Genomic DNA, 21,636 nt, shown 5'->3' with positions numbered 1-21,636 from the left:
CCACCCCACACCACAGCGATCACCCGAATCGCAGGAGACCACTGACATGCACACGCCTGCCGCACCGCCTCAGCCCGCTGACACGCAGGAGCCCACCCAACTGCAGGCCTTCATCGGCTCCGAGGGCTGGTACTGGCTGACGACGGTCTTCGCCGGCGTCGTGCTCGTGGCCGTCGGCTGGCCCGTCTACGCCTCGGCGTACGGGATGTGGGTCGTCGTCGCCATGCTCATCGCCGTCGGCCAGGCGATCGCCCCCGTCCTCGCGATCCGCCTGCCCACCCTCGCCGTCGTCGTCAGCGCGGTGTCCTCGACCGCCGGCATCGCCGCCACCGCGCACACCTCCGGCCTCGTCTGGCCGTGGGCGGTGACGGCGACGATCGCCCTCGGGCTCACCTGCATCGTCCTCGGTCTCCGTCACCGCTGGCCCCACCTCGTGACTCTCTGGGCGGTGAGCGCGGCGATCGGTGCGGGCAGTCTGCTCCTCCCGCACGCCGGGGACTTCCAGGGAGCGTTCGCGAACGCGATCACGACCGCGGCGGTCACCGCGGGGGTCGGGGGCATCGCCGTCCTGCTGCGCCTGTGGCTGACGGGGCGCCGGCAGTTGGCCGTCGAACGTCGGCTCGGCGCCGAGGAGACCGCCAGGCGCACCGAGCTCGACAACCGCAATCGCATCGCCCAGGAGCTCCACGACGTCGTCGCACACAGCATGTCCGTCATCAGTGTGCAGGCGACGACGGCGCAGTATCGGCTGCCCGACCTCGACGACCGCAGTCGTGAGGAGTTCGACTCGATCGCCGAGGCGGCCCGACAGGCACTCACCGAGATGCGCGGACTCCTCACGATTCTCCGTGGTGGACGCGACGCCGACCTGGCACCGCAGCCGACCGTCGATGACATTCCGGGTCTCGTCTCGGCGACGCGGAGTTCGGGAGCGCACGTCGACATCGAGTTCGCCGTCGACTCCGCCCGAACCGCTCCGACAACCGGACTCACCGCCTTCCGGGTTGTTCAGGAGGGCCTGTCGAACGCGCTCCGTCATGCCTCGGGAGCGCCGATCCGGGTGGACGTCGCACCCGTCGATGACGGGATCGTCGTCTCCGTCCTCAATGGCGCACCGGGCGCGGGGAACCGAACAGCACCCGACGCGGTGAACGGGACCGCACCCGACCCGAAGCCGATGGCCGGTGCGGGTTTCGGTCTCACTGGCATGCGCGAGCGGGTCGAGGCACTCGGCGGCACTCTCACTGTGGGGCCGACGCCGGACGGCGGCTTCGCCATCACCGCGGTCCTGCCGACAACGTGAGCCGGACTGCACCGACGGACCCGCCGCCGATCATTCGATTTCGTGCACAGATACGTTATCGGCATGCTTGTCGATTCCGGAGTCCGCTGCGGGCTGAGGCTCACTAGGATCGAGGACGAACGGTCGCGGCTCACTCGCCCGGCCGAGGACGAAGGAGTCGCACCGTGCACCAGACACCCCACCCGTGGATCCCCGCCGAGAGCCGAGCGCGCATCGAAGAGATCGCCAGCGACCGCCTCGGCGGAGACATGGCCGCCGTCGCATCGACGATCGAGGACCTGCTGGCCGCCTCCGACCGACTCCACGACGAGGAGGCCTTCAACCTCAACCCCGCGTCGAACGTCCTCAACCCGCGGGCAGCGGCGCTCCTGGCGGGCGGTTCGGCGTCGCGGACCTCGCTCGGGTATCCAGGCGCGAAGTACGAGATGGGGCTCGAACACATCGAGCAGGTCGAGGTCATCACCGCCGAGCTCGCCGCGTCTCTCTTCCACGCCGACTTCGCCGAGGTGCGCGTGCCCAGCGGGGCGATGGCCAACCTCTACGCGTTCATGGCCACATGCGCTCCCGGGGACACGATCATCGCCTCACCTGCGACGATCGGCGGTCACGTCACCCACCACGCCGCCGGTGCCGCCGGCCTCTACGGGCTGACCACGGTGGGCGCCCCCGTCGACGCCGCCACGTACTCCTACGACCTCGACGCCCTGGCATCGCTCGCGCGGGAGGTCAGGCCCGCGCTCATCACGATGGGCGGTTCGCTCAACCTCTTCCCGCACCCGGTCGCCGCGGTCCGTGAGATCGCCGACGAGGTCGGCGCCCACCTCCTCTTCGACGCCGCGCACCTGTGCGGGATGATCGCCGGCGGGCAGTGGGCCAACCCGCTCGACGAGGGCGCCCACCTCATGTCGATGAGCACGTACAAGAGCCTCGGCGGCCCGACCCACGGACTGCTGCTGAGCACCGACGACGACCTCTCCGAGCGCATCGACGCGATCGCCTTCCCCGGCATGACGGCGAACTTCAACGCCGCCGCGGTCGCGGCCCTCGGGGTCACCCTGGCCGACTGGATCGAGACCGGCGCCGACTACGCCGCGCAGATGCGCGCATGCGCCGCGGCCCTGGCCGAATCCCTCGCCGAGGCGGGGGTCGAGCCCTTCCGCTGCGCACAGGGGTTCACCGACTCCCACCAGTTCGCCCTGCTCGCCGCCCCGTTCGGCGGCGGCACCGCGGCCGCCCGGGTGCTCGAGCGGGCCGGGTTCCTCACCTCGGGGATCGGCCTGCCCGTCGCGGAGGTCCCCGGCGACCAGAACGGCGTGCGAATCGGCACCCCGGAGATCGTGCGCCGCGGCATGACCGTCGACGACATGCCGCGGCTGGCCGGACTCATCGCCCGGGCGCTCGAGACGGCACGGGTGCCCGGTGGATCAGTGCCCGGTGTGTCTGTCTCGCGCGAAGGATCGGCCTCGTCGTCAGATCCATCCGCCGAGGCTGTCCTCGACGACATCGCGACCGAGGTCGCCGCGTGGCGGAGGGAGTTCACGGGGGTGCGCTTCACGGTGTGAGCGCAGCTCGGGCGCAGGCACTCCCGAGGGGGATCCCGGGCCGAGGTCGCGATGGGCGCGGGCAGGACTCCGCGCACCTGCCGCACCGGCGGCGCTCGCGCCGTCCGTGACCGCCGACCGCGGCACCCGCAGTTCGGGACCGCGACGACGAGCGTCGAGGATGACGACGAGGGCGAAGACGATCGGTGCGGCGGTGCCGACCGCGAGCACCGCCGGAGCCGTGTCCGTCGCATTGAGATCGGTGCCGGTGATGATGCCGAGGCCGAAGGCGAACAGGTTGTTGACCGTGTGGAAGGCGATCGCCGCCTCGAGCCCGTTCGTCAGCAGTGTGATCACCCCCATGACGACGGCGAAGACCCCGACGCTGATGAGACCGGGCACATCAGAGATGTGTCCGGCCACGAAGAGCGGGACGGGAAGGAGGAGTGCCCACGCCGGATGACGCAGCCAGCTGCCGATGACGGTCATCGCAAGCCCGCGGAACACGAGCTCCTCGCTCATCGCCTGGAGAGGGACGAGCAACAGGACGAGGACCAGCAGCAGCGCGAGCCGGTGTCCCCAGGCGGCGCCGTGTTCGATGGCGACCGTTTCGGGCGCGATGATCCCGAGGACGACGAGACCGACCGCCCACACCACCAACGACAGCAGAAGATACCGCCCCAGCAGCCGCCACCGCATTCCACCGGGAACCGAGGCCGGCCGGGCGGGAGCCTGCTGAGCCCTTGGGGCAGCCGCTCCGTCGGCCCTTGCACCAGCCGGGTCCGCCGCCGCACCAGCCCCCGCATCTTCCGGGTCCGTCGCCGCATCGGCCCCAGCGTTGACCCTTGCGTCGGCTGCCGCGCCGCTCTTCCGCACGGAGATGAGCGGGAAGAACCAGCGCTGGTAGACGGTGAGCATCGCCAGTTCGAGGGCCGGCCACATGAGGATGACGGACAGCAGGGTCGTGAGGAGACCCGTCGCCGTGTTCAGATCGTCGATGCCAGCGACGGCAGTGTCGACATCGTCGGCACTCAGCCCCAACCAGACGGCGACAACGACGAGGAGTCCAACGACGAAGACGAGGTAGTAGAGCGCAGCAAGTCCGCCGAGGAGAGCGGGCTTGAACCAGCGGTTGCCCGGCAGGTCGCGGAGCAGACGAAGATACGCGGTGGGGAGTCGGGGCGTCATGCTCTCCACCCTGCTGCCGGATGTCGACGACCGCCATCGACCAGGGGCATGGACATTCTCATCCTTTCGGCTGACCTCGCCGAGGCGACCGCCCGGGTATCGTCGAAGGGTGCCCTTTCGCGCCCGCCACCACCGTTTCTTCCGCGCCGCCCTGTGGACGACGATCAGCTTCGTCATCGGCGCGCTCATCGTTGCCGGTCTCATTGCCGCCAACTGGTCGAACCCGAACGATCCCGCCGTCGACGAATTCAGCCGGAACGCCGAGATCACCATCCACATCGTCTTCGGGGCGATCTCCCTGGCCTGCCTGCCCATCGTCCTCTGGCTCGACGGGCGGACCGTTCCCCGCTCGACGCTGAGGCCCAAAGTCCTGGCGGCCGAGAAGCTCCGGGAATTCCTGTCGACGAGCGGCCGCGGAGGCGAGACGTTCCTCGACCGGGACGGATCGGTCGAATCCCTGCAGCGGCACACCGGAGGGTGGATTCCCGTCACCCTCGGTCTCATCGGCGTCGCCTTCGGAACGATTGGAGTCCTCGGAATCGCGTCGTCGGGGCTGCTGATGATCACGCTGTGCGCGCGGCGGAACTGGCTCCTCACCATCGCGACGCTCCTCGTCTCGATCGCCGCGCTGACCTTCGCCTACGTCATCACCCCCACGGCCCTCGGCGGCTTCCAGCTGCCCGTCTACCTCTTCAATCTCTCGTCCCTGTCGATCATCGTCGTCATCGGCGTCATCCGCGGTGCCCGTGAGCAGGGCTTCATCGACTCCGCCGCCCAGACCCTCCTGCGCGGGCAGTCCCGGCAGGAACGGGCGATCGCCGAGGTGCGCCGGAGCATCGCCCGCGACATGCACGACTCCCTGTCACACCACCTCAGCGTCATCGCGATGTACTCCGGTGCGCTCTCCGTCCGCGAGGACCTCGACCCGGCGTCGGTGCGCGAGAGTGCCCGCCTCATCGCCGACAGCGCCCGCCGCTCCGGCGTCGAACTGCGCGAAGTGCTGACGATGCTGCGCGGTGACGACCAGGGCACCGTCGTCGATCCCGACCTCGAACCCCTCGTCCGCGGCCGCGCCGACAGCGTCGACCTCGTCTACGAACCGCCGCTCACCGCCGCATCGCTCCACAGCCTAGGCGCCCTTGAGCGCACGACGATCTACCGCTTCGTCCAGGAGGCGATGACGAACGCCGTCAAGCACGCGCCCGGCGCGCGGCTGACGATCACAGTCGCCGTCGACGACACCCCGCACTCCCTGCTGCTCACCGCGAGCAACCCGCTGGGACGCGCCAGCGCAAGCGGTGCCGGACGCAGCACCGCGGTGCCGCCGCAGATGTCGCCGATCGCCGGCTCCGGGCTCGGGCTGCTCGGCCTGCGCGAGCGGATGGAGGCGATGGGCGGCGATCTCACGGTGACCGCCGGACCCGATTTCGTCCTCCGTGCGCGGATTCCCGCGCCCGGACTCCGTGCCGAACCGGATTCCGTACCCGCTGACCACAGCGCGGGGCAGACCAGTGACAGCGCGCGCCCGGAGACCGAGGTGCACGGACGGTCGAGTCTCGAACGCGCGGTGCCCGACCGATTGCCCAACGACCGACCCGCCTCTGCCCCGCCGACCGAGGAGACCGCATGAGCCTGAGGATCATCATCGCCGACGACGAGTCGCTCATGCGCTCGGGACTCAGGCTCCTCCTCGGCGTCGCGAAGGACATCGAGATCGTCGCCGAGGCGACCAACGGCGAGGAGGCCGTCGCCCTCTCCCGTGAGCTCTCCCCCGATCTCATCCTCATGGATCTGCGGATGCCGGTCATGGACGGCCTCGCGGCGACCCGCACGCTCATGGCGCAGGCCGAGCGCCCCGAGGTGCTCGTCCTCACCGCGTTCGGCACCGACGAGTTCGTCCACGAGGCGCTGCGCGCCGGGGCAGCCGGCTACATCCTCAAGGACACCCCACCCGATGAGCTCATCAACGCGGTGCGCGCCGCCGCCGGCGGCACTCGCACGCTCTCACCAGGAGTGATGGATTCCCTCCTCGATCAGGCGCGATCGGCTGACGGCCGTGCACCGCAGCGGCAGGACGGGTTCCCGAGCGCAGGCGGTGGCGATGCGTTCCTCGCCGGTGCGCTCGACGGCATGCGAGGTCCTGCTCAGCCGAGTCGCCCCGATCCGCTCGCGACGCTGACCGCGAGGGAGCGCGAAATCGCCGAGGCGGTCGCGAGCGGCATGACGAACGCGCAGGTGGCGCGGTCGCTCTTCGTCTCGACGGCGACCGTGAAGACCCATCTCGCGCGGATCTTCGACAAACTCGAGGTGAGCACTCGCGTCCAGCTCGCCCTGCTCGTCAACGAGTCACGCTGAGCTCAGATCACTTCGGCGCCATGCGGATCGCGCCGTCGAGGCGGATCGTCTCTCCGTTGAGCATCGGGTTCGCAACGATCGACTCGACGAGCTGCGCGTATTCGGCGGGCTTGCCCAGCCGCGCGGGGTGAGGCACGGACTTCCCCAGCGATTCCTGCGCCTCGGCGGGCAGTCCCGCCATCATCGGGGTCTCGAAGATGCCGGGGGCGATCGTCACGACGCGGATGAGGGAGGCGGCGAGTTCGCGCGCCATCGGCAGGGTCACCGCGGCCACGGCGCCCTTCGACGCGGAGTAGGCGATCTGTCCGATCTGGCCGTCGAACGCCGCGACCGAGGCGGTGTTGACGATGACGCCGCGCTCTTCGCCGACCGGCTCCTCCTGCTGCATCGCAGCGGCGGCGAGACGGCAGACGTTGACGGTGCCGACGACGTTGATGGCGAGGACCTTGGTGAACGCGTCGAGGGGCAGCGGGCCCTTCTTCGACACGAGCTTGCCCGGGGTCGCGACACCCGCGCAGTTGACGACGATGCGCAGGGAGCCGAGTCCGGTGGCCGTGTCGACGGCCGCCTGCACCTGAGCTTCGTCGGTGACGTCAGCGGCGACGAAGTGGGCGCGGTCGCCGAGTTCGCGGGCCACCTGCTCCCCCACCTCGGCGTTGAGGTCGACCATGACGACCTGCGCCCCGCCGGCGAGCAGCGCCTCCGTGGTGGCGCGGCCGAGCCCCGAGGCTCCGCCGGTGACCAGGGCGACTGTGTCTGTGATGTCCATGGGATTCCTTCGCGTCGGGGACGGCGGGGATCGCGGCGCCGGGTCCGGCGCTGAGCGATCGTTCACTGATCCGACCCTACCCCAGCGGTGTCGTCCAGATCACAGGGGGTCACTCGCCGAGGCGGTGCCCGGCCTCCGCGGCCACCGGAGTTCCCGGCGCCGAGGTCCGACCGCCTCGGCGAGGTTGCCCGGACACGACACAGCCCGCCTGCCGCGGACATGGCAGGCGGGCTGGGTCATTCGCTCAGACGGCGACGGAGGCGGCGTCCTCGCGGACGCCCTTGAGCGCGCCGCCCCAGGCGACAAGGTCATCGACCATCGAGGTGAACGGTGCGGCGGACACCTCGGTGGGGGTGAAGGTGCCGTCGGTGACATCGGTGAAGATGCTGAAGGAGGCCTGGTCGCGGACGACGGCGACCTTGTAGTTGGCGAGGATGTGGCGCAGGTGCTCGGCCGCGCGCACGCCCTTGTCGGCTCCGTAGTTGACGATGCCGGCGACCTTGTGGTTGAACTCGGCGGCGACGAAGTCGAGTGCGTTCTTCAGCGAGCCGGAGATCGAGTGGTTGTACTCAGGGGTGACGAAGATGAAGGCGTCGAATTCGTCGAGCTTCGCGGCCCAGGCCTTGGTGTGGGCGTTCGCGTACATCTGGGCACCGGCGGGAATGACCTCGTCGAGGAGCGGGAGGTCGAAGTCGGCGAAGTGGACGACCTCGGCGCTGACATCGTCGCGGACGTCGAGCTGGTCCTTGACCCAGGCGACGACCTGCGGATTGAGGGCCTGGGGACGGTTGGTGCCGGGAATGATCGCGACCTTGAGCATGGATGTCCTTCGCTGTCTGTCGATGGTGAGCGGTGGACCGGCGACGTCCGCCGCCGGAACCGGGCCGACGCCGGAGATGACGACGGCTCCACCGACTGGCAACATGCTTGAAACTTTAATCATTCCGAAGTTGCAGGGTGACGGTCCTCACAGTGGGGTTCTGCGGTATTGTCGAGGGGCGAGTGAACCCACTTGAAAGAATGTTCGATCCCCAATGACCGAGGAGCGTGGTCACGTGAGAGCAACGAACGGCCGCAACAACATCCTCCGGTCGGCCCGCGACACCTTCGCGACGAAGGGCTTCGACGGTGCGTCGATCCGCGACATCGCCCAGGCGGCGGGGCTGAGCCTCTCCGCCCTCTACTACTACTTCCCGTCGAAGCAGGAAGCCCTCTACGAACTCGTCCACACCGCGTACACGTGGTACATCGAGCACAGCAGGGCCGTCATCGCCGAGGTGGACGACGATCCCGTCGACCAGCTCGCCGTCTCCGTCCGCTACCTCTCCCGCTACCGCATGGCGAACGTGTCGGTATCGACGGTGCTGCTGCGCGACACCGAGCGCCTCGGCGGGGAGAACGCCGCCAGGATCAAGACGCTGCAGCGGGAGGCGCGGGACATCCTCGGCGACATCATCCAAGCGGGCATCGACTCGGGGGCGTTCCGGGTCAGCCACGCGCAGCTCGCGACCCGGGCGATCCTCTCGATCTGCAATTCGCTCTCGATCTGGTTCCGGCCCGGCGGTGAGCTCGACTCCGAGCAGATCGAGCGCGAGTTCACGCTCTACGCGCTGCGCATCGTCGGCATCGACGCCGACGAGGCCGAACTCGACCGTCTCCTCGCGCTGCCCGTCAACGAGGCGGGCATGCTCGACTTCATCTCCGACGGCAAGTAGGGCTGTCCGCGCAGCCGCCTTCCGGGCGCTGCGCCACTCCACGCAGGGTGACGCAGCGCCCGAACGGTGCCCGGCCCGCTACGCCCCGGCGGCGACCCGCAGCTGCCGCGCGAGTTCGCGCCGCTCCTTCTGCTCGACCGGGTCGGGCACCGGCAGGGAGGCGATGAGCCGCTTCGTGTAGTCGTTGCTCGGCGCCCCGAGCACCTGCTCGCCGGTGCCCTCCTCGAGCAGCCGGCCGTGGTAGAGCACACCGATGCGATCCGAGAGCATGTCGACGACGGCGAGATCGTGACTGATGAAGAGCGCCGCGAAGTCGAACCGGTTCTGCAGCTCGACGAAGAGCTCGAGCACCTTCGCCTGCACCGACACATCGAGGGCCGAGGTCGGCTCGTCGGCGATGAGCAGCTCGGGGTCGAGCGCGAGGCCGCGCGCCAGCGACGCCCGCTGCCGCTGTCCGCCGGAGAGCTCGTGCGGGTAGCGCCCCGCATACTCCGACGGCAGCTGAACGGAGTCGAGGAGCTCGAGCACCCGGGACTGCCGATCGCGTGCGGTCATCTCGCGACGGTGGATCGCGAACGGCTCGGCGATGCACTCCCCGATCGTCAGGTGCGGGTTGAACGACGCCGCCGGGTCCTGGAAGACGAACCCGATGCGCTTGCGGATCGGCCGGAAGCCGCCCTCCCTGAACCCGACCATCTCATGACCGAGGACGCTGAGACTCCCGCCGCTGGCCCGCGTCAGACCCGCGATCGCCCGGCCGATCGTCGTCTTGCCCGACCCCGACTCGCCGACGAGGCCGTAGACCTCGCCCGCCCTGATATCGAAGCTCACGGCGCTCACGGCGTGGAAGTCCGGGCGCCCGATGCCGCCGGGGTAGACGATGTCGAGGTCCTTGGCGACGACGACGGAGTCCCCCGCCGAGGCGGTCGCCCGGTCCCGCTCCTCCCCCGCGGCGGGCGCGGTCGCCGGGTCCCGCTCCTCGACGACGGCAGCTTTCCGACTGCCGGCGGCGGCCTTCCGACTGCCGGCAACGGTCGATCCGAGCTTCGGCACGGCGGCGAGCAGGTCGCGGGTGTACTGCTCCTTCGGCTCGCTGAAGAGCGTGCCCACCGGTGAGACTTCGATGAGGTCACCGCGGTACATCACGGCCACCCGGTCGGCGAGGTCGGCGACGACGCCCATGTTGTGGGTGATGAGGACGATCGCGGTGCCCGTGGTGTCCCGCAGGTCGCGGAGCAGATCGAGGATCTCGGCCTGCACCGTGACGTCGAGGGCGGTCGTCGGCTCGTCGGCGACGATGAGCTTGGCCCCGAGCGCCAGCGCCATCGCGATGACGATGCGCTGCTTCTGACCGCCGGAGAACTGGTGCGGGTAGTAGTCGAAGCGGTTGGCTGCATCGGGGATCCCGACCTGCTCCATCGCCGCGACCGCCTTGGCCCTGAGCTCGGACCGGCTCGCCCGCCGATGGTGGGCGCGCAGCCCCTCGGCGATCTGCCAGCCCACCGTGAACACGGGGTTGAGCGCCGTCGAGGGCTCCTGGAAGACCATGGCGACATCCGAGCCGCGCATCTGCCGCAGCTGCTCGGGCGCGACGCTGAGCACGTTGCTGCCCGAGAGCACGACGGCACCCGAGCGCTGCGCGGTCTCCGGGAGCAGCCCGAGGATCGACCGGGCGGTCACGGTCTTGCCCGAACCGGATTCGCCGACGATCGCGAGCACTTCGCCGGGGCGCACCTCGAGTGAGAGGTCCTTGACCGCGTGGACCTCACCGGCGTCGGTGGAGAAGGTGACGTCGAGGTGGTCGACGTCGAGGATCGGTGCCGACTCCGCCCGGCCGCTGTCAGTCTGGTTCGCACTCATGCTTCGGCCTTTCGATCGCGTGCACCGGCGGCGCCGGCCTTCGTCTTCGCCTTCCGCCGCACCCGCAGGCGCGGGTCGTTGAGGTCGTTCATCGACTCCCCGACGAGCGTGATGCCGAGCACCGTGAGCACGATCGCCAGACCCGGGTAGACCGAGGTCCACCACACGCCGCTCGTGACGTCGGGCAGCGCCTTGTTGAGGTCGTAGCCCCATTCCGCCGCCGAGGTGGGTTCGATGCCGAATCCGAGGAACCCGAGTCCGGCGAGGGTGAGGATCGCCTCGGACGAGTTGAGGGTGAAGATCAGCGGCAGTGTGCGCGTCGCGTTGCGGAAGATGTGCTTGCCGATGATCCGCGTCTTCGACGCCCCGAGGACGATCGCCGATTCGACGAAGGGCTCGGCTTTGAGCCGCAGGGTCTCGGCGCGGACGACGCGGAAGTACTGCGGGATGAAGACGACGGTGATGGACAGCGCCGCCGCGGCGATGCCGCCCCACGCGCTCGACTGCCCGCCGGAGATCGCGATCGCCATGACGAGCGCGAGCAGCAGGGTCGGGAACGCGTAGACGGCGTCGGCGATGACGACGAGGATCCGGTCGAGCCACCCGCCGAGGTAGCCGGAGATCAGGCCGAGGGCGACGCCGAGGAAGAGGGAGGCGACGACGGCGACGACGATGACGGCGACCGCGGTCTGGGCTCCCCAGATGACCCGGGAGAACACGTCGTAGCCGCCGACGGTCGTGCCCCAGATGTGCTCGGCGCTCGGCGGCAGCGGGGCCCCGAAGTTCCCCTCGGAGGTGCCGAGCTGGTTGTAGCCGTACGGGGCGATGAGCGGCGCGAAGACCGCGCAGATGAGGACGAGCCCGCAGAGCACGAGACCCGTGACGAGCATGCCCCGCTGCAGGCCGACGGACTGGCGCAGATGGGAGACGATGGGCAGCCGGTTGAACCACGACTTCTTCGCCTTCTCATCGAGGACGACGGCGGGGACACCGGTGCCGGGGGCCGCCTCGGCGAAGGACTCCTTGGCGCTCTCCGGCGCTTCGGTGATCCCGGTCTTCTCCGGGTGGGATGTGGACATCAGTACCTCACTCGGGGGTCGATGAAGGCGGCGATGACGTCGACGAGGAAGTTCGTGAACGCCACGATGACGGCGAGGAACACGACGATGCCCTGGACGGCGACGAAGTCGCGGGCGGTGAGGTACTCGGCGAGCTTGAAGCCGAGGCCCTTCCATTCGAACGTCGTCTCGGTGAGCACGGCGCCGGCGAGCATGAGCGCGATCTGCATGCCCATGACGGTGATGATCGGGATCAGCGCGGGCCGGTAGGCGTGCTTCGTGACGAGGCGGAACTCGGAGATCCCGCGGGAGCGGCCGGAGTCGATGTACTGCTGGCCGAGCGTGCCGATGAGGTTCGTGCGCACGAGACGGAGGAAGACGCCGGCGGTGAGGATGCCGAGCGCCACGGCCGGGAGGACCGCATGGGCGAGGACGTCGCCGAGGACCTCGAAGTTGCCGATGCGGATCGCGTCGATGATGTAGAAGCGGGTGGGATCGACGACCCCGGACATGATGTATTCGGTCTCCGTCGTGCCGCGCCCGGCCACCGGGAGGATCGGCCAGAAGACGCCGAAGATGAGCTTGAGGATCATGCCGGCGAAGAACACCGGGGTCGCATAGCCGAGGATCGCGAGGATGCGCAGCACCGCATCGGGGGTCTTGTCGCGCTTGTACGCGGCGATCATGCCGAAGGGGATGCCGATGATGAACGCGACGATGAGCGCGTAGAAGACGAGTTCGACGGTCGCCGCCCCGTAGGTGAGGAGCACCTCGGTGACGGGCTGGCCGTCGGAGACGGTGGTCCCGAAGTCACCGCGGAGCAGATTGCCCATGTACTCGAAGTACTGGACGAGGATCGGCCGGTCGTAGCCGGCGGCGGCGACGCGTTCGGCCAGCTGCTCCCGGGTCAGGCGGCCGCCGAGTGCCGCGGTGATCGGGTCGCCGGTGATCCGCATGAGGAAGAACACCAGGGTGGTGAGGATGAAGATGGTCGGGATGATGAGGAGGAAGCGGATGAGGACGTAGCGTCCCAGGCCGCTTCCCGGGGCCTTCTTGACCGCGGCGGTCGGCTCGGCCGCCTCGGGTTGGCTGATGGCTGCAGACATGGTTCCTTCGATGTGTCGTCGTGACAGGATCGCCGTCGTGACTGAGCGGAGTCGCGGATGCGCCGCCGGGCGCACGCGCCACCGAGGTGCAGGCAAGCGGTCGGCTCACCTGCACCTCGGTGGCGACGGTCAGGGATGTGACCGTCGCTGCTCGGGGCCGCCTCGGCGCGGGCCGGGACGGGTCACGAGTCGCGTGGTGCTCACTTGCTCAGCAGCGCCAAGCGGAACTGGAACGCGGGGTCGAGGGTCTCCTCGACGCCCTTGACGTCCTTGCCGGACACGGCGATCTGGTTGCCCTGGAGCAGCGGCAGCGTCGGCAGCTGCTCGGAGAGCTGGTCCTGGATCGTGCCGAGCTCCTTCTCGCGTTCGGCCTTGTCGGCGGTCGACGCCTGATCCGTGAGCTCCTTGTTGATCTGGTCGTCACGGAAGTGGTTGGCGAGGAAGCTCGGCGTCTCGTCCGTGTCGTAAAAGAACGGCACGAGGTAGTTGTCGGCGTCCGAGTAGTCGGGGAACCACCCGAGCTGGTACATCGGGTAGACGTCGGAGGTGCGGTCCTCGGAGTACTGGACCCATTCCGTCGACTGGAGGTTGACGTTGAACAGCCCGGTCTTGTCGAGCTGATCCTTGATGAGCGCGTACTCATCGCCCGAGGACGGACCGTAGTGGTCAGGGTTGTACTGGAGGTTGAGGTCGACGGGCGTCTGCACTCCCGCGTCCTCGAGCGCCTTCTTCGCCTTCTCGACGTCCGCTCCGCCCTGGCCGTCGCCGTACGCGGACTTGAGCGCCTCGTTCGCGCCCGGCAGCCCGTCGGGGACGAAGGAGTAGAGCGGGGTGTAGGTGTCCTTGTAGACCTGGCTCGCGATCGCCTGGCGGTCGATCGAGTCGGCCATCGCCTGGCGCACAGCCAGCGCCTTCTTCTCGTCGGGGTCGTCGGTCTTCGCACCGAAGGGCATCGTGTCCATGTTGTAGACGATGTAGCGGATCTCGCCGCCGGGGCCCTTGTGGACGGTGAGGTTCTCGTCCTTGCCGAGGTCCTCGATGTCGGTCGCCGACAGCGAGCGCCAGGCGACGTCGATCGTGCCCTTCTGGACGTCGAGCTTCATGTTGTTCGCGTCCGAGTAGTACCGCATCTGCACGCTGTCGGTCTTCGCCGGCTCCACGTAGCCCTGATAGTCCGGGTACGCCTTGTACGTGATGAGCTCGTTGAACTTGAAGCTGTCGATCGTGTAGGGACCCGAGAACGCCTCGGCGTCGACGATCTCCTGGTCCGGAGTGAGCGCGTCGGGTGAGAAGACGTCCTCGTCGACGATCGGTCCCGCCGCCGAGGCGAGCACGCCCGGCCAGGTCTGGTCGTTCTCCCGCTTGAGGTTGAACACGACCGTCGTGTCGTCGGGGGTCTCCACCGATGCGAGCCCGCCGAGGAGGGACGACGGTCCGTTGGGATCCTGGATCTTGAGCTGGCGGTCGAAGGAGAACTTCACATCAGAGGAGGTGAGGTCGTTGCCGTTGGCGTATTTGAGACCGTCCTTGAGCTTGACCTCGTACTTCGTCGGCTCGGTGAAGTCGGCCGATTCGGCGATCGAGGGGTTGAGCTCGGCGGTGCCGGGCTTGTAGGCGAGGATGAACGGATAGATCTGCTGCTCGACGAGCGAGGAGCCGTTGTCGTACGCTCCGGCCGGGTCGAGTGCGACCACCTTGTCAGTGGTGCCGACTGTCAGCGCGCTGCCGTCGCCGCCGGCGTCGCTGCCGGTGGTCGAGGTCGAGCATGCCGAGAGAAGCAGGGCGCCGGCGGCAGCGAGCGCTGCGGCCTTCACACCAGTTCGACGATTCATTGTGTTCCTGTCTTCCACGTGTGCTCTCCGTGTCGTCTTTGCTCGGAGAGATCCGGGTCACATCTTACGGATACCGTCCCAAATAGTGAACTGCCCCACAGAAAATGGTTGATGTCGAAACCATTTCGCAACCTCGCGATCCGCGGATCGACGGGCCTCACCGGCGAATTTGCGTCCCAGCTCACAATCGGCTTCACTTATGAGGTGGCTCACAGCCTAGCCACATCATTCTCTTGGGTAGGGTTCCTTGCGACGTGGCGCAGCTGCTGCCCCCGCCGCCCCGGCACCCGCCGACGAAACAACGATTGGAAGAACGTGTCCGCAGTCATCGAATGGCTCAATGGGATCATCTGGTCATCCGCACTCGTGTACCTCTGCCTCGGTGCCGGTGTCTACTTCACCATCCGGTCCCGCGCCGTCCAGATCCGCAAGATCAAGTCGATCTTCACGCAGATGTTCCGGGGCAGGAGCTCCGAGGACGGCGTCTCGTCGTTCCAGGCGCTGTCGATGTCGCTGGCCGGACGCGTCGGCGTCGGCAACATCGCCGGCGTCGCCACGGCGATCGGCTTCGGCGGACCCGGTGCCGTCGTGTGGATGTGGATCTCCGCCCTCCTCGGCGCCTCGACCTCCTACGTCGAGTCGACGCTGGGTCAGACGTACAAGGAGAAGGACCCCAAGACCGGTGAGTACCGCGGCGGTCCGGCCTTCTACCTCGAGAAGGCCTACGAGTACACGCGGTTCGGGAAGTTCTTCAAGGTCTACGGCTTCGTCTTCGCCGCCGTCACGGTCCTCGCGATGTCGTTCCTCCTGCCCGGCGTCCAGTCGCGGGCCATCGGCGGTGCGGTGACGAACGCATGGAACCTGCCGACCTGGGTCACGGCGCTCGCCCTCGTCGTCATCATGGCCTTCATCGTCATCGGCGGCGTCAAGCGCATCGCGCACTTCGCGTCGCTGGCCGTGCCGTTCATGGCCGTCATCTACATCCTCGCCGCGATCGCGGTGACCTTCCTCAACGCCGACCAGATCGTGCCCGTCATCGAGCTGATCTTCAAGTCCGCGTTCGGCATCGACACGAGCACGCAGGCGGCCTTCGGCGGCATCATGGGCCTCGCCGTCCAGTGGGGCGTCCAGCGCGGCATCTACTCCAACGAGGCCGGTCAGGGCACCGGTCCCCACGCCGCGGCCGCCGCCGAGGTGTCCCACCCGACCAAGCAGGGCCTCGTCCAGGCCGGTTCGGTCTACATCGACACCCTCTTCGTCTGCTCGGCCACGGCCTTCATGATCCTGTCGACCGGCATGTACCGCGTGCTCAGCCCCGAAGGCGAGATCATCGGCTCGGGTCGCGGGCAGCTCGTCGAGTCCCTCGAGACGACACCGGGCGAGGGCTGGCCGCAGTCGGGTCTCGACTCGATCTTCCCGGGCATCGGCGCGAGCTTCATCGCGATCTCGATCTTCCTCTTCGCGCTCACGACGATCGTCGCCTACTACTACATGGCGGAGACGAACCTCGTCTACCTGCTCGGCAAGTTCAAGAACCCCGTGTTCCTCACGATCGGCACCCGCGCCCTGCAGGTGCTCATCCTCATCGCCGTCGCCATCGGCGTGATGAACGACAACCCCGGCGATGCGTGGGCGCTCGGCGACATCGGCGTCGGCGCCATGGCATGGCTCAACATCGTCGGCATCCTCATCCTCCAGCAGCCGGCCTTCAAGCTGCTGCGGGACTTCGAGCGGCAGCAGAAGCTCGGCCTCGACCCCGAGTTCGACCCCCAGGCCGTCGGCATCAGGAATGCGACGTTCTGGGAGGAGCGCTGGGCGCGGATGAAGGCCGGCGAGCAGGTGCCGCAGGGCTGAGTGCCGTAGTTGCGGCACTGAGACGACGAGGCCCGGGACAATGGCGTCCCGGGCCTCGTGCCGTCTCGACTCAGACGGCGGGCAGGTGCTGGGTAATGCAGTGGATCCCGCCGCCGTAGGCGAAGATGTCCCGTGCGTCGACGCCGACGATCTCGCGACCCGGGTACGCCTCGGCGAGACGGTCGAGTGCCAGGGCATCGCTGGGGTCGTCGAAGGTGCATGCGATGACCGCCCCGTTGGTGACGAGGTGATTGACGTAGCTGTAGTCGGTCCACCCCTCCTCGTCGCGGATCCGCTCGGGAGCGTCGAGTTCGATCACCCTCCACGGCTGACCGTCACGCGCCGAGGCGGCGGCGAGGACCTCGTCGTAGACGGCACCGAGATGGTGGTCGGGGTGACGCGGGTCCCGCTGCCGGTGGATGAGCACCGTGTGCTCGTCGGGCAGGGTCGCGACGATGTCGATGTGACCGCGGGTGCCGAAGCGCTGGGAGTCCCGGTGGAGCCCGCGCGGGAACCAGATCGTGCGGTCGACGCCGAGGGTGCGCCGCAGCTCTGCCTCGATCTCATCCCGTGACCAGCTCGGGTTGCGGAAGCGGTCGAGCTGGACGGTGTCGGTGACGAGCACGGTCCCGGCTCCGTCGACGTGGATCCCGCCGCCCTCGTTGACGAGCTCGGAGTCGACCACCTCGGCGCCGGCATGTGCGGCGACGATGCGACCGATCTCCCTGTCCTTGCCCCACCGCGCCCATTCCTGCTGACCCCACCCGTTGAACGTCCAGTCCACCGCGCCGCGGCGGCCGCCGTCGCCGATGACGAAGGTCGGTCCGATATCACGCATCCACGCGTCGTCGAGCGGCGCGGTGAGCAGTTCGATGTCCGCGGTCAGCATCGCCTCGGCGGCGGCGCGGTCGTCAGGGTCGACGACCATCGTCACGGGCACGAAGTCCTGGGTCGCGTGGGCGACGGCCGCCCACGCCCGGCGGGCGTCCTCGGCATCGCCGAAGGACAGTCCGCGGGGCGGGAACGCCATGTAGACGCGATCGTGCGGGGCGGTCTCGCTCGGCATCCGCCAGCGCGGGCTCGCCTCGGCCGCGGGGGTGCCGGTCGCTGTCGTGGTGTCGGTGTTCGTCATCTCGTCATCCTTGGGGTGTCTGCGGCGTCGCCGTGGTGGTCGGCTCTGTGGTGGTCGTGCGGGTGGTCGCCGCGTCGAGGATGGCGGCGGCGCCGCGGCGGATGAGCCGCTGCGCCTCCGCGGTGTCGAGCTGGTCGCTCAGCCACCGGCCCGAGATCCCCTCGACGAGCGCGGTGAGGAGGGTCGCGGTCTCGGCCACGGCCGCCTCGGTGAGGCCGAGGGAGCGCAGGAGCGGACCGAAGCGCTTCTCCCATTCCTGCGTCGTCGCGGCCAGCGGGCCGCGGAGTTCGGCTTCGAAGACGGCGATCGCGCGGATCTCGTTCCAGACGACGGAGTCCCCGCGGAGGCCGGCGGCGTCACCGACCTCGCCGACGAGCTGGTCGATGATGATGTCGACGTCGTCGTCACCGGTCGCCGGGTGGAGCACGCGCTCTTCGACGGCCTGGTTGACGGAGTCGATCGTGGCCGTGAGCAGGCCTGCGCGGTCCTCGAAGTGGTAGTAGACGAGTCCGAGGGAGACGCCGGCCCGTTTCGCGACGTTCTGCACCCGCAGCCCGCGCACTCCGTTCTCAGCGATCTCCTCGCGGGTGGCTTCGAGGATCCGTGCGCTTGCATCCGGTTTCGCCATGGTCGGCCCCGCCTCTCTCATCGGCGTGCCTCCTCGGCGAGCGCCGGTACGTCGTCGTCGACACCAGTCTCCGGCCACACCCGCAGCGCACACAAATAGAGTCCCCCGCCGACGATCATCGAGACCGGCAGGCTGATGTCCACGCCCCCGGCGACGTCGGCCAGCGGTGCCGCGTAGAGCTCGTTCTGCACGGTGAGGAGGCCGGCGCTCGCGCCGACGAGGAACGGGATGACCGCCCGCAGGTTCCAGCCGCGGGAGAACCAGTACCGTCCGCCGCTCAGCCCGAACCCGAACCGCTGGAGGGCGACCGGGTCGTAGCGGCCCCGGCGGGCGACGAGGAAGCCGATGCCGTTGATGACGACCCACGTTCCGGCGAACGCGTTGAGCACGACGGTCATCGCGGTGATCGAGGAGATCGCGTCGGCGGCGATGACGCCGAGGTACATGACGACGACGGCGATGCCCGAGGTGATGAGCGTCGTCTGGGTGCGCGTGAGGCGGGGAATGATCGATTCGAGGTCGAGTCCGCTGGCGTAGATGTTGATGACACCCTGACCGAAGCCGCCGAAGACGGCGAGCACGAGCAGCGGGACGAGGTACCAGGTCGGGGCGGCGGCGACGAGATCGGCGACGTACGACTCCGAGAGCACCGGGAACGTCGAGGCGGTGAACGCGCCGAAGACCGCGGTTGCGAAGAGGCCGGTGAAGATCCCCGCCGAGGCGGCCAGAGCCACCTGGCGGTCGCTGAATCTCCGCGGCGAGATCCGCCGCGTGTAGTCGCCGACCGACGGCGCATAGGAGAGGGGACCGCCGATCGAGATCGTCACCGCGAAGAGCCACGTCGGCCAGAAGTCGCCGAGGAGGTAGTCGGCGGCCGGTGCCGCGGGGTCGAACCCGGGAGCGTAGGCGAGGACACCGAGGCAGAGCAGGATCCCGGCGACGGGGATGATGACCTTCTGCAGGGCGACGATCGTCCCATGTCCGAAGAGGGCGATGAGCACGACCTCGACGGCGATGATCGCGTAGCCGATGAGGAACGCCGTGTCGTTCTGCGCGGTCCCGAAGAGGCGGTGTGCTCCGGCGACGAGCGCCTCCCCGGAGGTCCACACGGCGATCGCCGCATAGGCGATGGCGAAGAGGAGCGTCAGCGTCGACCCGAGCAGGCGCCCGCGCATCCCGAAGTGGGCGCCGCTCGAGACGGGATTGTTCGTGCCCGTGCGGGTGCCCAGCAGCGTCATCGGCACCATGAGTCCGAGCCCGATGACGAGACCGACGGCGCTCGAGGCGACCGCCTGCCAGAAGCTGAGCCCGAAGGAGATCGGCAGCCACCCGAAGATCACCACGGACAGGGCGAGGTTGCCGCCGACGAAGACGCGAAAGAGGTTTCCCGGCGTCGATCGGCGCGCTGCGATCGGCACGAAGTCGACGCCTGCGCGTTCGACGCGACCGAACCGGTCAGCCTTCCCTCCCACGTCGCGGGCTGCGCCCGAGGTCTGCGCACGTCGTTGTGCTGAGTTCGCCATCTCACTCCTTTGGAAACGTCGTCGTGTCGGCTATCGTAATACTGACTGAATTTTCAGTCAATGACTGACATCGCCATTGAGACCGGGAGCAATGATGACCCCAGTGCCGCCGACCATCACGATCGCCGAACTCCGCGCACAGCTGACTGCGGGCGCGATCTCCGCCGCAGAGCTGCTGGATGTCCACCTCGCCCGCATCGCGGCCGATTCCGGCCTCAATGCCGTCGTCGTCGACAACCCCGCGGCCCATGCCGCGGCCGCGGAGTCCGACCGCAGGCTCGCCGCCGGCACAGCCCGCCCCCTTGAGGGAATCCCCTTCACCGTCAAGGACTCGTTCATGGTCGCCGGCCTCACGGTCGCCGCGGGATCCCCGGCGTTCGCCGACCTCGAAGCCCGGTGGGATGCGTTCTCAGTCGAGCGCCTCCGCACGGCGGGCGCGGTTCTCATCGGCAAGACGACGATGCCGCCGCTCGCCGACGGCGGCATGCAGCGCGGTCTCTACGGGCGTGCGGAGAGCCCCTTCAACCGGGACTTCCTCGCCGCCGCCTACGCCTCGGGGTCGTCGAACGGCTCGGGCGTCGCCGTGGCCGCCTCGCTCTGCCAGTTCGGCCTCGGAGAGGAGACCGTGTCGTCGGGCCGCAGCCCCGCCTCGAACAACGGCATCGTCGCCTACACCCCCTCGCGCGGACTCATCTCCCTGCGCGGGAACTGGCCGCTGTTCCCCACCCGCGACGTCGTCGTCCCGCACACGAAGTCCGTCGCCGACCTCCTCGAGGTGCTCAACGTCCTCGTCGCCGACGACCCCGAGACGCGCGGTGACTTCTGGCGACTCCAGACCGCCGTCCCGCTGCCGCGACCGAGCGAGTGGCGTCCCGCGGACTTCCGGGCCATCGGCCGCCCCGGCATGCTCGCCGGGGCGCGTCTCGCGGCCCCGAGCCGCTACCTCGGCGCGGATCCCCTCATCGAGGTCCACCCCGACGTGCGCGCCCTGTGGGAGGACACGCGGGCGCGTCTCGAAGCGGCAGGGGCGACGGTCGTCGAGACCGATTTCCCGCTCATCGACGAGTACGAGGGCACGAGTCCGACCCATGAGAGGCTCGCCGAGGCGGCCGACCTCCCCCGCGGCTGGATGGAGCACGAATTCACCACCCTGCCCGCCTTCGGCTGGGACGACTTCCTCCGCGCGAACGGGGATCCGGCACTGGACAGCCTCGTCAAGGCCGACCCCGCCCTGCTCTTCCCGCTGCCGGCCGGTGCGCTGCCCGATCGCTATCCGGAGGTCGCCGACAACCTCAATCGCTACGACGACATCGTCGCCGTCGCCCGCGCCCACCCCTCCGGCATCGACATCACCGCGATCCCCGGGTTCGCCGAGGCGCTCGGGGAGCTCGAGGACCTCCGCGTCCGACTGCTCGAGGACTGGCTCGACGATGAGGGCTTCGACGCCGTCGTCTTCCCCGCGAACGCCGACGTCGGAGGTGCCGACGCCGATCGCGATCCCGCCTCGGCGGACCTCGCATGGCGCAACGGCACGCACTACTCGAACGGCAACCTCGCGCTGCGCCACCTCGGGGTGCCCACGGTGACGACGTCGATGGGAACGATGGCGTCGACGGGAATGCCGGTGGGCGTCACGTTCGCCGGCGCCGCCTACACGGATGCGACGCTGCTCGGCTTGGCATGGGACTTCGAGCGGGTGCGGGGTCCGCGCCCGCTGCCGCCGGTCGACGAGCACTGGGAGTTCACCGCCGGAACCGAGCCGACCGCCTGAG

17 protein-coding genes are annotated in these 21,636 nt (G+C 69.0%); 7 read left to right on the top strand and 10 right to left on the bottom strand.

Going from position 1 to position 21,636, the window contains the following annotated elements; translation table 11 throughout:
- Positions 1-46: 46 nt before the first annotated feature.
- Together ABD154_RS08805 and ABD154_RS08800 are read left to right on the top strand one after the other, a co-directional pair.
- Entirely contained in the window at positions 47-1,303 is a 1,257-nt protein-coding gene (locus ABD154_RS08805; protein ID WP_344251102.1) for a sensor histidine kinase, read from the top strand.
- A gap of 164 nt (positions 1,304-1,467) precedes the next feature.
- Positions 1,468-2,865, top strand: a complete 1,398-nt coding sequence (locus ABD154_RS08800) for a serine hydroxymethyltransferase (protein ID WP_198499817.1) — start codon at positions 1,468-1,470, stop codon at positions 2,863-2,865.
- On the opposite strand, the gene ABD154_RS08795 is transcribed toward ABD154_RS08800, so the two are convergent.
- A complete protein-coding gene (locus ABD154_RS08795) occupies positions 2,773-4,032 on the bottom strand; it encodes a CPBP family intramembrane glutamic endopeptidase (RefSeq protein ID WP_198499818.1) in 1,260 nt (419 codons plus the stop codon). The genes ABD154_RS08800 and ABD154_RS08795 overlap by 93 nt on opposite strands.
- A 109-nt stretch (positions 4,033-4,141) precedes the next feature.
- Between ABD154_RS08795 and ABD154_RS08790 the strand changes: the two genes are divergently transcribed.
- Both ABD154_RS08790 and ABD154_RS08785 read left to right on the top strand, forming a co-directional pair.
- The gene (locus ABD154_RS08790; RefSeq protein WP_232623732.1) at positions 4,142-5,662 is read left to right on the top strand and encodes a sensor histidine kinase; all 1,521 of its coding nucleotides are present in this window, start codon (positions 4,142-4,144) and stop codon (positions 5,660-5,662) included.
- Complete coding sequence (locus tag ABD154_RS08785) at positions 5,659-6,387, top strand: response regulator (protein WP_198499820.1); 729 nt, start codon at positions 5,659-5,661, stop codon at positions 6,385-6,387. Before ABD154_RS08790 ends, ABD154_RS08785 begins: the two co-directional genes overlap by 4 nt.
- Positions 6,388-6,394: 7 nt before the next feature.
- On the opposite strand, the gene ABD154_RS08780 is transcribed toward ABD154_RS08785, so the two are convergent.
- Together ABD154_RS08780 and ABD154_RS08775 are read right to left on the bottom strand one after the other, a co-directional pair.
- Positions 6,395-7,156, bottom strand: coding sequence for a 3-hydroxyacyl-CoA dehydrogenase (locus tag ABD154_RS08780; RefSeq protein WP_198499821.1), 762 nt, complete (start codon positions 7,154-7,156; stop codon positions 6,395-6,397).
- Positions 7,157-7,400: 244 nt separating this feature from the next.
- Positions 7,401-8,081 carry an NADPH-dependent FMN reductase gene (locus ABD154_RS08775; RefSeq protein ID WP_344251101.1) on the bottom strand — a complete coding sequence of 227 codons (681 nt, stop codon included), beginning with the start codon at positions 8,079-8,081 and terminating at the stop codon, positions 7,401-7,403.
- A gap of 130 nt (positions 8,082-8,211) precedes the next feature.
- On the opposite strand from ABD154_RS08775, the gene ABD154_RS08770 reads away from it, so the two are divergent.
- Complete coding sequence (locus ABD154_RS08770; protein ID WP_198499822.1) at positions 8,212-8,871, top strand: TetR/AcrR family transcriptional regulator; 660 nt, start codon at positions 8,212-8,214, stop codon at positions 8,869-8,871.
- Between the two features lie 78 nt (positions 8,872-8,949).
- Here ABD154_RS08770 and ABD154_RS08765 read toward each other — a convergent pair whose 3' ends face one another.
- The 4 genes from ABD154_RS08765 to ABD154_RS08750 form a co-directional block, all read right to left on the bottom strand.
- Positions 8,950-10,731: a dipeptide ABC transporter ATP-binding protein gene (locus ABD154_RS08765; protein ID WP_344251100.1), complete on the bottom strand. Its 1,782-nt coding sequence runs from the start codon at positions 10,729-10,731 to the stop codon at positions 8,950-8,952.
- Positions 10,728-11,810, bottom strand: a complete 1,083-nt coding sequence (locus ABD154_RS08760; RefSeq protein ID WP_344251099.1) for an ABC transporter permease — start codon at positions 11,808-11,810, stop codon at positions 10,728-10,730. Before ABD154_RS08760 ends, ABD154_RS08765 begins: the two co-directional genes overlap by 4 nt.
- The gene (locus ABD154_RS08755) at positions 11,810-12,895 is read right to left on the bottom strand and encodes an ABC transporter permease (RefSeq protein ID WP_198499824.1); all 1,086 of its coding nucleotides are present in this window, start codon (positions 12,893-12,895) and stop codon (positions 11,810-11,812) included. Before ABD154_RS08755 ends, ABD154_RS08760 begins: the two co-directional genes overlap by 1 nt.
- A gap of 200 nt (positions 12,896-13,095) precedes the next feature.
- A complete protein-coding gene (locus ABD154_RS08750; protein WP_344251098.1) occupies positions 13,096-14,727 on the bottom strand; it encodes an ABC transporter substrate-binding protein in 1,632 nt (543 codons plus the stop codon).
- A 315-nt stretch (positions 14,728-15,042) separates the two neighbouring features.
- Between ABD154_RS08750 and ABD154_RS08745 the strand changes: the two genes are divergently transcribed.
- On the top strand, positions 15,043-16,581 hold the full coding sequence (locus ABD154_RS08745; protein WP_198499826.1) for an alanine/glycine:cation symporter family protein: 1,539 nt from the start codon (positions 15,043-15,045) through the stop codon (positions 16,579-16,581).
- Between the two features lie 70 nt (positions 16,582-16,651).
- Here the strand turns inward: ABD154_RS08745 and ABD154_RS08740 are convergent, their stop codons facing one another.
- From ABD154_RS08740 to ABD154_RS08730, 3 genes are read right to left on the bottom strand one after another with little or no spacing between them, the layout of a single operon-like run.
- A complete protein-coding gene (locus tag ABD154_RS08740) occupies positions 16,652-17,713 on the bottom strand; it encodes an agmatine deiminase family protein (RefSeq protein ID WP_344251097.1) in 1,062 nt (353 codons plus the stop codon).
- Between the two features lie 4 nt (positions 17,714-17,717).
- Positions 17,718-18,341 carry a TetR/AcrR family transcriptional regulator gene (locus tag ABD154_RS08735; RefSeq protein ID WP_344251096.1) on the bottom strand — a complete coding sequence of 208 codons (624 nt, stop codon included), beginning with the start codon at positions 18,339-18,341 and terminating at the stop codon, positions 17,718-17,720.
- Between the two features lie 17 nt (positions 18,342-18,358).
- On the bottom strand, positions 18,359-19,864 hold the full coding sequence (locus ABD154_RS08730; protein ID WP_344251095.1) for a purine-cytosine permease family protein: 1,506 nt from the start codon (positions 19,862-19,864) through the stop codon (positions 18,359-18,361).
- A 94-nt stretch (positions 19,865-19,958) separates the two neighbouring features.
- On the opposite strand from ABD154_RS08730, the gene ABD154_RS08725 reads away from it, so the two are divergent.
- On the top strand, positions 19,959-21,635 hold the full coding sequence (locus tag ABD154_RS08725; RefSeq protein WP_425546725.1) for an amidase: 1,677 nt from the start codon (positions 19,959-19,961) through the stop codon (positions 21,633-21,635).
- The last annotated feature ends 1 nt before the right edge of the window (position 21,636 follow it).

The organism is Brevibacterium sanguinis (assembly GCF_039528855.1).
In the GTDB taxonomy this organism is placed as follows: domain Bacteria; phylum Actinomycetota; class Actinomycetes; order Actinomycetales; family Brevibacteriaceae; genus Brevibacterium; species Brevibacterium sanguinis.
This window is presented reverse-complemented; position numbering and strand designations above follow the sequence as displayed.

What these genes read in the sequence shown, in the direction of transcription:
- ABD154_RS08805 (WP_344251102.1), top strand. Translation starts at nt 47, where the DNA reads ATGCACACGCCTGCCGCACCGCCTCAGCCCGCTGACACGCAGGAGCCC.
- ABD154_RS08795 (WP_198499818.1), bottom strand. Translation starts at nt 4,032, where the DNA reads ATGACGCCCCGACTCCCCACCGCGTATCTTCGTCTGCTCCGCGACCTG.
- ABD154_RS08785 (WP_198499820.1), top strand. Translation starts at nt 5,659, where the DNA reads ATGAGCCTGAGGATCATCATCGCCGACGACGAGTCGCTCATGCGCTCG.
- ABD154_RS08780 (WP_198499821.1), bottom strand. Translation starts at nt 7,156, where the DNA reads ATGGACATCACAGACACAGTCGCCCTGGTCACCGGCGGAGCCTCGGGG.
- ABD154_RS08775 (WP_344251101.1), bottom strand. Translation starts at nt 8,081, where the DNA reads ATGTTGCCAGTCGGTGGAGCCGTCGTCATCTCCGGCGTCGGCCCGGTT.
- ABD154_RS08765 (WP_344251100.1), bottom strand. Translation starts at nt 10,731, where the DNA reads ATGAGTGCGAACCAGACTGACAGCGGCCGGGCGGAGTCGGCACCGATC.
- ABD154_RS08760 (WP_344251099.1), bottom strand. Translation starts at nt 11,810, where the DNA reads ATGTCCACATCCCACCCGGAGAAGACCGGGATCACCGAAGCGCCGGAG.
- ABD154_RS08755 (WP_198499824.1), bottom strand. Translation starts at nt 12,895, where the DNA reads ATGTCTGCAGCCATCAGCCAACCCGAGGCGGCCGAGCCGACCGCCGCG.
- ABD154_RS08750 (WP_344251098.1), bottom strand. Translation starts at nt 14,727, where the DNA reads ATGAATCGTCGAACTGGTGTGAAGGCCGCAGCGCTCGCTGCCGCCGGC.
- ABD154_RS08740 (WP_344251097.1), bottom strand. Translation starts at nt 17,713, where the DNA reads ATGACGAACACCGACACCACGACAGCGACCGGCACCCCCGCGGCCGAG.
- ABD154_RS08735 (WP_344251096.1), bottom strand. Translation starts at nt 18,341, where the DNA reads ATGGCGAAACCGGATGCAAGCGCACGGATCCTCGAAGCCACCCGCGAG.
- ABD154_RS08730 (WP_344251095.1), bottom strand. Translation starts at nt 19,864, where the DNA reads ATGGCGAACTCAGCACAACGACGTGCGCAGACCTCGGGCGCAGCCCGC.
- ABD154_RS08725 (WP_425546725.1), top strand. Translation starts at nt 19,959, where the DNA reads ATGACCCCAGTGCCGCCGACCATCACGATCGCCGAACTCCGCGCACAG.